Genomic DNA, 13,320 nt, shown 5'->3' on the forward strand with positions numbered 1-13,320 from the left:
TTTTTTGTTCCGTACTATACAGTCAGGCTATAAATGATATAGTGGTTATAGTTAACCTGTTTCTTATTATTAAATCGTCTTAAGCGATTGACCGCATGCGCTAAATCGGATGGTCTGGCATGAAATTACAGCAGCTTCGTTATATCGTTGAGGTGGTGAATCATAACCTTAACGTCTCTTCTACCGCCGAGGGGTTATATACCTCGCAACCGGGCATCAGCAAACAAGTTCGTATGCTGGAGGACGAGTTAGGTATCCAGATATTTGCCCGCAGCGGTAAGCATCTCACTCAGGTGACGCCCGCAGGGCAGGAAATCATCCGCATTGCGCGGGAAGTCCTCTCTAAAGTCGATGCGATTAAGTCGGTGGCAGGGGAACACACCTGGCCGGATAAAGGTTCGCTGTATATTGCCACGACGCATACCCAGGCGCGCTATGCGCTACCCGGTGTGATCAAAGGCTTTATCGAGCGTTATCCTCGCGTCTCTTTGCATATGCACCAGGGCTCGCCAACGCAAATTGCTGAAGCCGTTTCCAAGGGGAATGCAGATTTTGCCATCGCCACCGAAGCGCTTCATCTGTATGACGATCTGGTGATGCTTCCATGCTATCACTGGAACCGCTCTATTGTGGTGACCCCCGATCACCCCCTGGCGGGTAAAGGGTCGGTCACTATCGAAGAGCTGGCGCAATATCCGCTGGTAACGTATACGTTTGGCTTTACCGGACGGTCAGAGCTTGATACGGCCTTTAACCGGGCAGGGTTAACGCCGCGCATTGTCTTTACCGCGACGGATGCCGACGTGATTAAGACCTATGTGCGGCTTGGTCTGGGAGTGGGCGTTATTGCCAGCATGGCGGTGGATCCGGTGTCAGACCCTGACCTGGTGCGTCTTGATGCGCATGATGTTTTCAGTCATAGCACCACAAAGATTGGCTTCCGTCGTAGCACCTTCCTGCGCAGCTATATGTATGATTTTATTCAGCGCTTTGCCCCACATTTAACGCGTGACGTGGTGGATACCGCCGTGGCATTACGCTCAAATGAAGATATTGAAGAGATGTTTAAAGACATCAAACTCCCCGAAAAATAATCACACCCGGTATCTTTCCCTTACGGAAAGATACCGAAATAACGCCTCAAAGCTAAATTAGAATTATCATCATCTACGCGTTCCCTGTCATATAATGTCATTATCCATTTAACCTGTAAGGTTATAATGTCGTGAATTGGCGACAAAAGTAGAAACTAATTTACGCCTTCGCAAATTTTTCTTTTCAATTATTTATTTCTGGTCAAAAGATTGAATATTTCATACCTTCCGGTGCGTAAATTCACTGGCTTTTCGACTAAAGTTTCTTTAGGATTTATCTCAACAGATGATTAATTGTACCAATTGTTTGGTCCTAAATGATAAGCGATGTCGATTGTATGAGGTTAGCAATGCCTTCAGGAAGTGAAGAACCGCAAAGGGATCCTGCGCTCAAGCGTAAAGCCTGGCTGGCGGTCTTTCTCGTCTCTACCCTGTTTTGGGTGGTGGTTGCTCTCCTGGCCTGGAAATATTGGGGTTAAATATGGCAGTGACGGTACGTACAGCTTCGGTAAAACAGATGTGTCAGCATCGTGACAATGGCCACAGAGGGCGTAAAGCACCTGCGACCGTTGTACCCGCGTCCTGGAAACTGACGCCGCAGCAGCAAGCGTTTATTGATGTGTTCGCAGAAGACGAACCCAAAAAACAATAATTTAGTTAATTGCGTAATGATGCAAATAGTCTGAATATCGACTCTGCACTTTTGTACTCTTTAATAAATACACATCAGCAATATAGCACTGAGGACTTACCTCGGAACTTTTAATAAATAATGCCTGGTGTCCCTATGATGAATAACATGACGTCTCAAAAATACTGGTCATGGATCGGCGTTTTTACCGTGTCGATTCTGTTCTGGAGTCAGCTCATCTGGTTGGCCCTCCACTAAATTGTAAAACCTCGCTACGGCGGGGTTTTTTGTTTCTCCTTTCTGGACCAATCCTAAATTTATCAATTTGGGTTGTTATCAAAACGTTACGACATCTTTGTGTTATCTTTAATTACGGCCCTGATGATTGTCGGGGCATCTCTGTGATTAAGGAGGAGCTTATGTCGTTAACCCTACGCGAAGCCAGTAAGGACACATTACAGGCAGAAAACAAAACCTGGCATTACTACAGTCTGCCGCTGGCTGCCAGAACGCTTGGGGACATTTCGCGTTTACCCAAGTCATTGAAAGTATTACTGGAAAACCTATTGCGCTGGCAGGACGGTGACTCTGTCACCCTCGATGATATCCAGGCGCTGGCAGGGTGGCTCGAAAATGCCCATGCCGACAGAGAAATCGCCTACCGCCCGGCCAGGGTGCTGATGCAGGACTTTACCGGTGTTCCTGCCGTCGTTGATTTAGCCGCGATGCGCGAGGCCGTTAAGCGTCTCGGCGGAGATACGGCAAAAGTGAATCCGCTTTCCCCCGTTGACCTCGTCATTGACCACTCCGTAACCGTTGACCGCTTTGGTGATGACGACGCCTTTGGCGAGAACGTGCGTCTGGAGATGGAACGCAACCACGAGCGCTACGTGTTCCTGAAGTGGGGGCAGCAGGCGTTCAGCCGGTTTAGCGTGGTCCCGCCGGGTACCGGTATTTGTCACCAGGTCAACCTTGAATATCTGGGTAAAGCCGTCTGGAGTGAATTGCAGGATAAAGAGTGGGTCGCCTATCCGGACACGCTGGTGGGCACGGACTCCCATACCACCATGATCAACGGTCTGGGCGTGCTGGGCTGGGGCGTCGGGGGTATCGAAGCGGAAGCGGCCATGCTCGGCCAGCCGGTGTCGATGCTTATCCCTGACGTGGTGGGCTTCAAGCTCACCGGCAAGCTGTCTGAAGGCATTACCGCCACCGATCTGGTGCTCACCGTCACCCAGATGCTGCGTAAGCATGGTGTGGTGGGCAAGTTTGTAGAATTCTACGGTGACGGACTGGATTCGCTGCCGCTGGCCGACCGTGCCACCATTGCCAATATGGCGCCGGAATACGGTGCAACCTGCGGCTTTTTCCCCATCGATGACGTCACGCTGGAATACATGCGCCTTAGCGGGCGCAGCGAAGAGCAGGTCGCGCTGGTGGAGGCCTATACCAAAGCGCAGGGCATGTGGCGAAACCCGGGCGATGAACCGGTCTTCACCAGCACCCTTGAACTCGATATGGGAAGCGTCGAGGCGAGCCTCGCCGGACCGAAACGTCCGCAAGATCGGGTTGCGCTGAGTGATGTGCCAAAAGCCTTTGCCGCCAGCAATGCCCTTGAAGTGAACGTGGCGCAGAAAGACCATCGTCCAGTTGACTATGTTCTGAACGGACATCAGTATCAGCTCCCGGATGGCGCGGTTGTTATTGCGGCCATTACCTCCTGCACCAACACCTCGAACCCCAGCGTATTAATGGCGGCCGGTCTGCTGGCTAAAAAGGCGGTAGAGCTTGGGCTAAAACCTCAGCCATGGGTCAAGGCCTCGCTGGCACCGGGTTCCAAAGTGGTATCGGATTACCTGGCGCAGGCCAAACTGACGCCGTACCTTGACGAACTGGGCTTTAACCTCGTGGGCTACGGCTGTACAACCTGTATTGGTAACTCCGGCCCGCTGCCTGAACCGATTGAAACGGCGATTAAGCAGGGTGACCTGACGGTAGGCGCGGTCCTGTCCGGCAACCGTAACTTTGAAGGGCGTATTCACCCGCTGGTGAAAACCAACTGGCTTGCCTCGCCGCCGCTGGTTGTGGCGTATGCCCTTGCAGGGAACATGAATATCAATCTGGCGACCGATCCGATTGGTCACGATCGCAAGAACGATCCTGTCTACCTGAAAGATATCTGGCCATCTTCACGTGAAATCGCGCTGGCCGTTGAAAAGGTCTCAACCGAGATGTTCCGCAAAGAGTATGCGGAGGTCTTTGAAGGCACGCCGGAGTGGAAAACCATCAACGTCGTGGGCTCAGATACCTACGACTGGCAGGATGACTCGACCTATATTCGTCTGTCGCCGTTCTTTGATGAGATGCTGGCCGAGCCGGCACCGCTTAAGGATATCCACGGCGCGCGCATACTGGCGATGCTGGGCGACTCCGTCACGACCGACCATATCTCTCCGGCGGGGAGTATCAAAGCCGATAGCCCGGCAGGCCGTTATCTGCAGAGCCGGGGCGTCGAACGCCGCGATTTTAACTCCTACGGCTCGCGTCGCGGTAATCATGAAGTCATGATGCGCGGGACCTTTGCCAACATACGCATTCGTAACGAAATGGTACCGGGCGTGGAAGGGGGCATGACGCGCCATCTGCCGGGGACGGAAGTGGTTTCGATTTATGATGCGGCGGTCAAATATCAACAGGAAGGTACGCCGCTGGCGGTGATCGCCGGGAAAGAGTACGGTTCCGGCTCCAGCCGCGACTGGGCGGCGAAAGGTCCGCGTCTGCTTGGCGTTCGCGTGGTCATCGCCGAATCGTTCGAACGTATTCACCGCTCGAACCTGATCGGCATGGGGATCCTGCCGCTTGAGTTCCCGCAGGGCGTGACCCGTAAAACGCTGGGACTGACCGGGGAAGAGCAGATTGAGATTAGCGGTCTGCAAAACCTGCAGCCGGGGAAAACGGTGCCGGTGAAGTTAACGCGGGCAGACGGGAAAACCGAGGTGCTGGATTGCCGGTGCCGTATTGATACGGCAACCGAGCTGACCTATTACGAGAACGACGGCATTTTACATTATGTGATTCGTAAGATGCTGGACTGATGAAACGAGCCCGGCACGCGTGCCGGGCTTTTTAGCATCACTCTTTCAGCAGATGGCCCATTTTGGCGGCTTTGGTATCAAGGTAGTGGGCGTTTTTCGGGTTACGGCCGACAATCAGCGGTACGCGCTCGACGATGTTGATCCCCGCTTCGGTCAGGATCTCCACTTTTTTCGGGTTATTGGTCAGCAGTCGAACTTCGTCCACGCCCAGCAGCTTGAACATATCGGCGCACAAGGTGAAGTCGCGTTCGTCAGCGGCAAAGCCAAGCTGATGGTTTGCTTCAACCGTATCGTAGCCCTGGTCCTGAAGCGCGTAGGCGCGGATTTTATTCAGCAGACCAATATTACGACCTTCCTGACGGTGATAAAGCAGCACACCGCGGCCTTCTTCTGCAATATGAGACAGGGCGGCTTCCAGCTGGAAACCACAATCACAGCGCAGGCTGAACAGCGCATCGCCGGTAAGACACTCTGAATGGACGCGGGACAGAACCGGCGTCTGCCCTGAAATGTCACCATAAACCAGCGCGACATGATCCTGTCCGGTTGCCAGTTCTTCAAAACCCACCATCAGGAAATCGCCCCATGGGGTTGGCAGTTTGGCTTCTGCCACACGTTTAAGCTGCATGTGATTCTCCAGAGTAGGCTGACACGTTTCGTGCCTTTGCCCTGTTTTGCTTTCTGTATCAGTTCATTTTGCCACAAGCTCAGCAGGTTCGCCTAATGGGCACCATGCTATATGAACGTTAAACGCACGATCCGACATATCCACCAGGATGATTAATTTCAGTTATGATTGTGACGCTTAGCGTAAAAGGAGAAGACATGCTTTCAATCGCCAGACGTACGGCAGCAGGTGCGGCCATTTTACTGATTATGCCTCTGGCCGTATGGCTTTCAGGCTGGATGTGGCAGCCCGGGCATAATGCCACGTGGCTGAAAACGTTATACTGGATAACGGAAACGGTCACCCAGCCGTGGGGGATTATTACCCACGTACTCCTCTGCGCCTGGTTTCTGTGGTGCCTGCGCTTTCGTTTGCGCGCGGCGCTGATGCTCTTTGCGATCCTTGGGGGCGCTATCCTTGTCGGCCAGGGCGTGAAGTCCTGGGTTAAAGATCGCGTTCAGGAACCGCGTCCTTTTGTCGTCTGGCTGGAAAAAACGCATCATATTCCGGTGGATGAGTTCTACAATTTAAAGCGTAAAGATCGTGGCGCGCTGGTGAAAGAACAGCTTGCGGAACAGCAGGATATCCCGAAATTCTTGCGTAAACACTGGCAGAAAGAGACCGGGTTCGCGTTTCCTTCCGGTCACACCATGTTTGCGGCCAGCTGGGCGTTGCTGGGGGTTGGGCTGCTTTGGCCAAGGCGCCGAACGATCACTATCGTGATTTTACTGGTCTGGGCGACGGGAGTCATGGGCAGCCGCCTGCTGCTGGGGATGCACTGGCCGCGCGACCTGGTCGTCGCCACGCTCATCTCATGGCTGCTGATCGTGCTGGCGACCTGGCTCACTGAACGATTCTGTGGCCCGCTAACGCCACCGCCAGAAGAGAAAGAAGAAATTGCCGAAAGGGACCAGACAGACGCCTGACGGTTGATATTCCGCATTTTGCCCATAGATCCATGACCTGCGCGTCACTTTTTCCGTTTCGCGCTCGTCGCTAAAATGGTAGTTTATAAGGCTGATTGCGGTGAATTGAACACACTTTATTCGCTTGAACCACATAACGGGAAGTAATGTGAAATATTTACTCATTTTCTTACTGGTATTGGCGATTTTTGTCATTTCAGTCACGTTGGGTGCACAAAACGATCAGCAGGTGACGTTTAACTATCTGCTGGCTCAGGGTGAGTATCGCGTCTCGAGCCTGCTGGCGGTCTTATTTGCTGCCGGATTTGCCATTGGCTGGCTGGTTTGCGGTCTGTTCTGGCTGAAAGTCCGTGTTTCTCTTGCGCGCGCTGAACGTAAAATTAAGCGACTCGAAAATAACATTGCCCCTGCGTCTGACATCCCGGAAAGCTCTGGTGTGCCGGTCGTGAAGGAATAATCGACTATGCTGGAGTTGTTGTTTCTGCTTTTGCCTGTAGCCGCAGCCTATGGCTGGTATATGGGCCGCAGAAGTGCGCAACAAACAAAACAGGATGAGGCCAACCGGCTCTCCCGCGACTACGTTGCGGGGGTGAACTTCCTTCTGAGCAATCAGCAGGACAAAGCGGTAGACCTGTTCCTCGATATGCTTAAAGAGGATACGGGGACGGTTGAAGCGCATCTCACCCTGGGCAACCTGTTCCGCTCGCGCGGTGAGGTCGATCGCGCCATTCGTATTCACCAGACCCTGATGGAAAGCGCCTCGCTGACCTACGATCAACGTCTCCTTGCGGTGCAACAGCTGGGGCGGGATTACATGGCCGCAGGGTTGTACGATCGCGCAGAAGATATGTTCGCGCAGCTGGTGGACGAAACAGATTTCCGCATCGGCGCGCTGCAGCAGCTCCTGCAGATTTATCAGGCCACCAGCGACTGGCAGAAAGCCATTGATACCGCGGAACGTCTGGTGAAGATGGGTAAAGATAAGCAGCGCGTTGAGATCGCCCATTTCTACTGTGAGCTTGCTCTTCAGCAGATGGGCAACGACGACATGGATAAAGCCATGGCGCTGCTGAAGAAAGGCGCCGCCGCGGACCGCAACAGCGCGCGAATCTCCATCATGATGGGGCGCGTCTTTATGGCGAGTGGCGACTACGCCAAAGCCGTTGAAAGCCTGCTGCGGGTTATCGACCAGGACAAAGAGCTGGTCAGTGAAACGCTGGAAATGCTGCAAACCTGCTATCAACAGCTGGACAAGCAGGAAGAGTGGGTAGCTTTCCTGCGTCGCTGCGTGGAAGAAAATACCGGTGCCACCGCTGAACTGATGCTCTCAGACGTCGTTGAGCAGTATGAGGGAAGCGACACCGCGCAGGTTTATATTACGCGTCAGCTGCAGCGCCATCCGACCATGCGGGTGTTCCATAAGCTGATGGATTACCACCTGAACGACGCTGAAGAAGGGCGCGCCAAAGAGAGCCTGATGGTGCTGCGCGACATGGTTGGCGAACAGGTGCGCAGCAAGCCGCGCTATCGTTGCCAGAAGTGTGGTTTTACCGCGTATACGCTCTACTGGCACTGTCCTTCCTGCCGCGCCTGGTCCACCATCAAGCCAATCCGTGGTCTGGACGGGCAGTAATTTTTTTAAAACACTCCACTTTAGTTACAACATACTGATCTTTTTTCCCATATCCTGAACTCCGTGCGGTTTGTCGGCCTGGCAGGCGCGTAAATGGATCCTGTCAATTTGCGACGTCGGCAGGTAGAATGCTGGCCGTTTATCTGTTCCGCGCCGCTGCGCGCCCATAGACGAAAAGGGCTGGTCATGACGTCTGTTACATCCTCCACTTCCCGCGTAATTACGGATTCTCCTGTTGTTGTTGCGCTTGATTACAATAAGCGTGACGCTGCACTGGCGTTTGTCGACGGCATCGACCCTCGCAACTGCCGTCTGAAAGTTGGCAAAGAGATGTTCACGCTGTTTGGACCGCAAATCGTTCGCGATCTGCAGCAGCGCGGCTTTGACGTTTTCCTCGACCTGAAATTCCACGATATCCCGAATACCACGGCGCACGCGGTTGCCGCAGCCGCAGAGCTGGGCGTATGGATGGTCAACGTCCACGCATCGGGTGGGGCAAGAATGATGACGGCCGCCCGTGAGGCGCTTCTGCCGTTCGGTCAAGATGCACCGTTGCTGATTGCGGTCACCGTTCTGACCAGTATGGACGAAAACGATCTTCGAGACCTGGGCGTGACGTTGTCACCCGCCGAGCATGCCGAACGTCTCGCGCGTCTGACGCAGCATTGCGGCCTGGATGGCGTCGTCTGCTCCGCGCAGGAAGCGGTACGTTTCAAATCAGCGCTGGGCCAGGATTTTAAACTGGTCACTCCGGGGATTCGCCCTGCAGGTAGCGACGTGGGCGATCAGCGCCGCATTATGACGCCTGAGCAGGCGCTGGCTGCTGGCGTTGACTACATGGTCATCGGGCGTCCGGTAACGCAGTCTGCCAACCCGGCTGAGACGCTTAAGGCTATCAACGCATCGCTGAAAAAGGGGGCGTAATGACCGATTCCAACAGCCGTCTGGTCTATTCAACTGATAGCGGGCGTATAGACGAGCCGAAAGCGAAAGTTGAACGTCCAAAGGGGGACGGCATCGTTCGGATCCAGCGCCAGACCAGTGGACGAAAAGGGAAAGGGGTTTGCCTTATCTCCGGCATTGACCTGGATGATGCTGAACTGGCAAAGCTGGCGGCCGAGTTGAAAAAGAAATGTGGCTGCGGCGGCGCCGTGAAAGACGGTATTATTGAAATCCAGGGAGATAAGCGCGATTTAATAAAATCTCTGCTGGAAGCCAAAGGTATGAAAGTCAAACTGGCGGGCGGTTAAAATAAATGAGCCACGGCAAATGCCGTGGCTCGTGTTATATACGTGCGTATGTCAGACCTGAAATGCGTTCAAATATCGCAATATCGGGGAAGGCTTAGATAATAATTATTTGCCAACCTGGTGACCGATAATACCACCGACAGCAGCGCCACCTAATGTACCCAGCGTACTACCATCCGTTAATACTGCACCACCGAGAGCACCGGCACCGGCACCAATAGCGGTGTTACGGTCACGTTTAGACCAGTTAGAGCACGCGCTCAGGGACATTGCTACAGTGATTGCCAGAACAGCGGCGGCTAAATTTTTGCTGGTTAAGGTCATAATACTTTCTCCTGAATTATCGATTCACGGAAAGATGTACACGTTAAGTATAGACGAATCGAATACTTAATTCTGTTCTCCGTGAAAGCTGGTCGCGCAGGCGTTACGTAATCACGCAGGTGATAGTCACTTCCTGTTATATCGCTAACATTAATTTTACGACTTTAATGCAGGTTAAACAGGTAAAAACTCTTAAAGAAGTACCAGGAATCATCTCAGAGAAAGAAGGGCGTATGCGCCCGAAATTCGGGCGCGGAGGGGGACTCAGGCGGTCGTTTTAATAATATTGACGATCAGCCCGTCATCTTCCAGCTTATTACGGTGCGCATCGCTCAACCGTTCATCGGTAATCACGCGGCTAAAGCGTGAAAGCGGGCCCATCGTGTATGGGTGAACGGCGCCAAATTTAGAGCTGTCGGTGAGCACAATAGCTTCACACTCTTTTTCCAGCACGGCATTCACCACGTCAGAGCGCATCATATCCCGGCCGGTAAAACCTGTTTCCGGCTGCCAGCCGTCAATCCCGATAAAGGCCTTGCTGAAATGAACCTGCTGAACATACTGACGGGTCAGCGGGCCTACCATGCTTTCACTTTTTTTCTGGTAAATACCGCCGAGCAGAATCACCTCACAGCGCGTCTCCTTGAGCAAATGCGCGATATAGCTGCTGACGGTGATGATGGTAACGTCTTTTTGATCGGCAAGCGTGCGCGCCAGAAGGGCATTACTGCTGCCGTTTTCAATAAAGACGGTCTCGCCGTTGTTCACCAGGGACGCGGCAAATTCCGCCAGTTCACGTTTGAGCGCGTAGTTATTCATCATGCGCGTCTCAACGTCGTCACTGTCCAGCGGGACCGCATATCCGTGCGCGCGACGCAGATAGCTCTGCTTTTCCAGCAGATTAAGATCCTGACGGATGGTGACTTCAGACACACCGGTGGTTTTAGCGAGATCGACTACGCTTACGCGTCCCTGATCGATGACCATCTGCAAAATGAGTTGTTGTCGGGAATTCATAGCATCCATTTAATAAAGCGAAACGAGGTCGGAGACGGTGGGGTTAAACTTCCCACGGCGCTTTTGGCTGTCTGTTTTCTGGCGTATTGTCAGCACCATTCTGAGCAAGAAGTTCAGACTTCAGGATCTCGAGATTACGGATAGCAGAGTGATAATCGCCCGCCACCAGGATATCCAGCACGGTATCAATTCGTTGTGCTACAGCTTGTGCGTCAATAGTCGACATAATCTCACCCCAGGCGCGAAAAGTTAATATTTTCAATGATGCAGAAATTAGGATCAAAAGAGAAGGGAAAAAATACAATAACTAAATTACATAAACGTAAGTGACAAATTTAATCCCCTTCATGCAGATGTCAGGTTATTGCGAGGCGGAGCGTCACACGGTCTGGATGATGCTGCGGCCTCACGGGGGGGCAGCGACTGGTGACCCTGCAAAATCGCTATCACGCGGCGGGCCTTTAACGTTGATTTCGCGCCTGATATCGTTTTAGCCATCGCTCGAATGCGGCAGCAGGCATCGGCTTGGCAAACAGAAAACCCTGCCGTTCGTTGACGCCGTTCTTGGTCAGAAAGGCGTCTTCTTTTGCATTTTCCACACCTTCAGCAATCACCTGCAGATTTAACGCCTGTGCCACCGCGACGATGGCGCGCACCAGCGACTGTGAAATGGATTGCTTATGAATATCCCTGACAAAAGCCTGATCGAGTTTAATGGCATCGATAGGGAAGCGGGCCAGCTGAGAAAGGGAAGAGTAGCCGGTGCCAAAATCATCCAGATGAATTTGCGCCCCCAGCTTGCTGAACTGCTGGATCACGGACAGCGCCAGCTCTTCATTCTCGATAAGACAGCTTTCGGTCAACTCGACGTCGACAGGGCAGTATTCAAAATTCAGATCCTTCAGCGCCTGCTTTAAGTCGCTGAAGATGGTCTGGTCGGCCAGCTGGCGTGCAGAGACGTTCACCGCCACGCGCAGGTTTATTCCCTTATCGCGCCATTTTGCCACCTGGCGAACCACATCGAGCATCACCCAGCGGCCCAGCGGCACAATCAACCCCGACTCCTCGGCATAAGAGATAAACTCCAGCGGCGCGATCAGGCCGCGTTCTGGTGATTGCCAGCGGACCAGCGCTTCAAGGCTTCTGACTTCCCCGCGCCAGGTTATTTTCGGCTGATAGTGGATCAGCAGCTGATCGTTATCCAGCGCCTTACGCAGGTTGGTATCCAGCCAGAGATACTCAAACACGCGCTGGTTCATCTCGGGTGAGAAGACGCAGAACTTGCCCCGGCCGTTCTCTTTGGCGGTGTACATGGCGGTATCGGCGTTTCGAATGACGCTTTCCCGGTCGTTCCCATGCTGCGGGGCGAGGGCGATACCCAAAGAGCAGCCGGTATAAATCTCAATCAAACCGATTCGGAACGGCTGGCGCAGACGGGTTAAAATACGCGACGCCATCGCCTCCAGAGAGCCCTGAGAGGTATTGGTGGCCATGACGATAAACTCATCGCCGCCAAGACGCGCCAGAACCTGTTCCTCATCCAGACAGCTCAAAATCGCGAGAGCGACAGCCTGCAAAAGCTGATCGCCAAACATATGCCCGTAAGCGTCGTTGATCTTTTTAAAGTTATCCAGATCGAGATACACGACGCCAACCTGCGTATCGCCGCGGCTGGCGATGGCGTCAGAAATCAGGTCGTGGATCGCATTGCGGTTTGGCAAGCCGGTGATGGTATCGGTATTGGCCAGCACGCGCAGCCGCTCCTGAGCGCGGCGCTCCTCGGTAATATCGGTCCCGGAACAGATAAGGAAAATTTCATTTTTACCGCTGCCGCTGTGGACGAATTTGTTTCTGAACAGAAACAGCCGCTGACCCTTACGCGTTTTGATCCAGCGTTCGACTTCGTAGGAGCTGCCGTTGCGAAAAAAACCGGTAATATTGCGCTTTGAGGCTGCCGCTTCGCTGCGGCTCATAAACAGCTTAAACACGTTCTGACCAATCACTTCCTGCTCTTTCAGGCCGGTGTACTCTTCGCTAAGCCGGTTAAAACGCTGAATATTGCCGTGCTTATCGAGAATAACAATGACGGAGTTGGCCTCTGAGACAACCTGCTCCGCGAAAGAGAGCCCCTGAGCCAAGTCGCGCGCCACGGAGGGCGTATCGTTCCAGGCGGAAGCGGTGCCTGCCCACTCGTTGCGGGTAATCTTACGGCCCACAAGATGAACCGGGAGGTCTTCCCCGAATAACGAGAGCGTCATGGAAATGCTGGATGTAATAACGGTTAAATGACGGATGAGATCGGCCTGTTCATCGTCCAGCGCCACGACCTGAGTGACATCAGCATTTTCGCTGGTGGAAAGGTGCAGAGCATTGCTGTCAGCTGACAGGCGCCACCACGGGCTGTGAGTGCCCATGTAGCGAAACAGCAAATTCTGCTCCAGATCGTCCATCATGTATTCTCCCGCAGCTGTTCATCAGCGCACAAATTATTCATTTGCTGTCGACTTTTCCGTTGAGAAACAGCGGCAAAACCGAAGTGAACCTGTTGTTTTTCCCTGCTTTCTTATAATAAAACGAGTCAGGTTAAAAAGGGTACGGAGCGTATAGAAATTCACATAACCGAATATAACAACACTCTTTTACTGTAGATAATTATGGCGGGTTTGGGCGAAGGGATACTGAA

At 53.1% G+C, this 13,320-nt stretch carries 14 protein-coding genes; 9 read left to right on the forward strand and 5 right to left on the reverse strand.

Annotation, left to right across the window (positions count from 1 at the left end; genetic code table 11):
- Positions 1 to 119 precede the first annotated feature (119 nt).
- The 4 genes from cysB to acnA all read left to right on the forward strand — a co-directional run bounded on the left by cysB (position 120) and on the right by acnA (position 4,820).
- Positions 120 to 1,094, forward strand: a complete 975-nt coding sequence (gene cysB / locus ACOTZB_RS00515) for an HTH-type transcriptional regulator CysB (RefSeq protein ID WP_008502814.1) — start codon at positions 120 to 122, stop codon at positions 1,092 to 1,094.
- 338 nt (positions 1,095 to 1,432) lie between these two features.
- The gene (locus tag ACOTZB_RS00520) at positions 1,433 to 1,573 is read left to right on the forward strand and encodes a YmiA family putative membrane protein (RefSeq protein WP_213327741.1); all 141 of its coding nucleotides are present in this window, start codon (positions 1,433 to 1,435) and stop codon (positions 1,571 to 1,573) included.
- A 311-nt stretch (positions 1,574 to 1,884) separates the two neighbouring features.
- Positions 1,885 to 1,983, forward strand: a complete 99-nt coding sequence (gene ymiC, locus ACOTZB_RS00525; RefSeq protein ID WP_421626601.1) for a small membrane protein YmiC — start codon at positions 1,885 to 1,887, stop codon at positions 1,981 to 1,983.
- 161 nt (positions 1,984 to 2,144) lie between these two features.
- Positions 2,145 to 4,820, forward strand: coding sequence for an aconitate hydratase AcnA (acnA, locus tag ACOTZB_RS00530; RefSeq protein WP_421626209.1), 2,676 nt, complete (start codon positions 2,145 to 2,147; stop codon positions 4,818 to 4,820).
- Positions 4,821 to 4,857: 37 nt separating this feature from the next.
- On the opposite strand, the gene ribA is transcribed toward acnA, so the two are convergent.
- Positions 4,858 to 5,448: a GTP cyclohydrolase II gene (gene ribA, locus ACOTZB_RS00535; RefSeq protein WP_008501210.1), complete on the reverse strand. Its 591-nt coding sequence runs from the start codon at positions 5,446 to 5,448 to the stop codon at positions 4,858 to 4,860.
- Between the two features lie 197 nt (positions 5,449 to 5,645).
- Between ribA and pgpB the strand changes: the two genes are divergently transcribed.
- From pgpB to yciH, 5 genes are all read left to right on the forward strand, one after another.
- The gene (gene pgpB, locus ACOTZB_RS00540; protein WP_313148623.1) at positions 5,646 to 6,413 is read left to right on the forward strand and encodes a phosphatidylglycerophosphatase B; all 768 of its coding nucleotides are present in this window, start codon (positions 5,646 to 5,648) and stop codon (positions 6,411 to 6,413) included.
- Between the two features lie 148 nt (positions 6,414 to 6,561).
- Positions 6,562 to 6,870: a LapA family protein gene (locus ACOTZB_RS00545; protein ID WP_023312067.1), complete on the forward strand. Its 309-nt coding sequence runs from the start codon at positions 6,562 to 6,564 to the stop codon at positions 6,868 to 6,870.
- Positions 6,871 to 6,876: 6 nt separating this feature from the next.
- Entirely contained in the window at positions 6,877 to 8,046 is a 1,170-nt protein-coding gene (gene lapB, locus ACOTZB_RS00550) for a lipopolysaccharide assembly protein LapB (protein ID WP_421626210.1), read from the forward strand.
- A 186-nt stretch (positions 8,047 to 8,232) separates the two neighbouring features.
- Positions 8,233 to 8,970, forward strand: a complete 738-nt coding sequence (gene pyrF, locus ACOTZB_RS00555) for an orotidine-5'-phosphate decarboxylase (RefSeq protein ID WP_421626211.1) — start codon at positions 8,233 to 8,235, stop codon at positions 8,968 to 8,970.
- Positions 8,970 to 9,296 carry a stress response translation initiation inhibitor YciH gene (gene yciH / locus ACOTZB_RS00560; RefSeq protein ID WP_023312064.1) on the forward strand — a complete coding sequence of 109 codons (327 nt, stop codon included), beginning with the start codon at positions 8,970 to 8,972 and terminating at the stop codon, positions 9,294 to 9,296. Before pyrF ends, yciH begins: the two co-directional genes overlap by 1 nt.
- A 105-nt stretch (positions 9,297 to 9,401) precedes the next feature.
- Here the strand turns inward: yciH and osmB are convergent, their stop codons facing one another.
- The 4 genes from osmB to pdeR all read right to left on the reverse strand — a co-directional run bounded on the left by osmB (position 9,402) and on the right by pdeR (position 13,090).
- Positions 9,402 to 9,620 (reverse strand): osmotically-inducible lipoprotein OsmB, encoded by a 219-nt coding sequence (gene osmB, locus ACOTZB_RS00565; protein ID WP_232931063.1) that lies wholly within the window; start codon positions 9,618 to 9,620, stop codon positions 9,402 to 9,404.
- Positions 9,621 to 9,884: 264 nt separating this feature from the next.
- The gene (locus tag ACOTZB_RS00570; RefSeq protein ID WP_421626212.1) at positions 9,885 to 10,637 is read right to left on the reverse strand and encodes a DNA-binding transcriptional regulator YciT; all 753 of its coding nucleotides are present in this window, start codon (positions 10,635 to 10,637) and stop codon (positions 9,885 to 9,887) included.
- A 43-nt stretch (positions 10,638 to 10,680) separates the two neighbouring features.
- On the reverse strand, positions 10,681 to 10,863 hold the full coding sequence (locus ACOTZB_RS00575; protein WP_182071740.1) for a hypothetical protein: 183 nt from the start codon (positions 10,861 to 10,863) through the stop codon (positions 10,681 to 10,683).
- A 235-nt stretch (positions 10,864 to 11,098) separates the two neighbouring features.
- Positions 11,099 to 13,090: a cyclic di-GMP phosphodiesterase gene (pdeR, locus tag ACOTZB_RS00580; protein WP_421626213.1), complete on the reverse strand. Its 1,992-nt coding sequence runs from the start codon at positions 13,088 to 13,090 to the stop codon at positions 11,099 to 11,101.
- Positions 13,091 to 13,320 lie beyond the last annotated feature (230 nt).

Origin of the sequence: Enterobacter cloacae complex sp. SHL020 (genome assembly GCF_049236945.1) — a bacterium.
In the GTDB taxonomy this organism is placed as follows: domain Bacteria; phylum Pseudomonadota; class Gammaproteobacteria; order Enterobacterales; family Enterobacteriaceae; genus Enterobacter; species Enterobacter dykesii.

Coding starts and splice junctions, on each gene's coding strand:
- cysB (WP_008502814.1), top strand. CDS start 120: ATGAAATTACAGCAGCTTCGTTATATCGTTGAGGTGGTGAATCATAAC.
- ACOTZB_RS00520 (WP_213327741.1), top strand. CDS start 1,433: ATGAGGTTAGCAATGCCTTCAGGAAGTGAAGAACCGCAAAGGGATCCT.
- ymiC (WP_421626601.1), top strand. CDS start 1,885: ATGAATAACATGACGTCTCAAAAATACTGGTCATGGATCGGCGTTTTT.
- acnA (WP_421626209.1), top strand. CDS start 2,145: ATGTCGTTAACCCTACGCGAAGCCAGTAAGGACACATTACAGGCAGAA.
- ribA (WP_008501210.1), bottom strand. CDS start 5,448: ATGCAGCTTAAACGTGTGGCAGAAGCCAAACTGCCAACCCCATGGGGC.
- pgpB (WP_313148623.1), top strand. CDS start 5,646: ATGCTTTCAATCGCCAGACGTACGGCAGCAGGTGCGGCCATTTTACTG.
- lapB (WP_421626210.1), top strand. CDS start 6,877: ATGCTGGAGTTGTTGTTTCTGCTTTTGCCTGTAGCCGCAGCCTATGGC.
- pyrF (WP_421626211.1), top strand. CDS start 8,233: ATGACGTCTGTTACATCCTCCACTTCCCGCGTAATTACGGATTCTCCT.
- yciH (WP_023312064.1), top strand. CDS start 8,970: ATGACCGATTCCAACAGCCGTCTGGTCTATTCAACTGATAGCGGGCGT.
- osmB (WP_232931063.1), bottom strand. CDS start 9,620: ATGACCTTAACCAGCAAAAATTTAGCCGCCGCTGTTCTGGCAATCACT.
- ACOTZB_RS00570 (WP_421626212.1), bottom strand. CDS start 10,637: ATGAATTCCCGACAACAACTCATTTTGCAGATGGTCATCGATCAGGGA.
- ACOTZB_RS00575 (WP_182071740.1), bottom strand. CDS start 10,863: ATGTCGACTATTGACGCACAAGCTGTAGCACAACGAATTGATACCGTG.
- pdeR (WP_421626213.1), bottom strand. CDS start 13,090: ATGATGGACGATCTGGAGCAGAATTTGCTGTTTCGCTACATGGGCACT.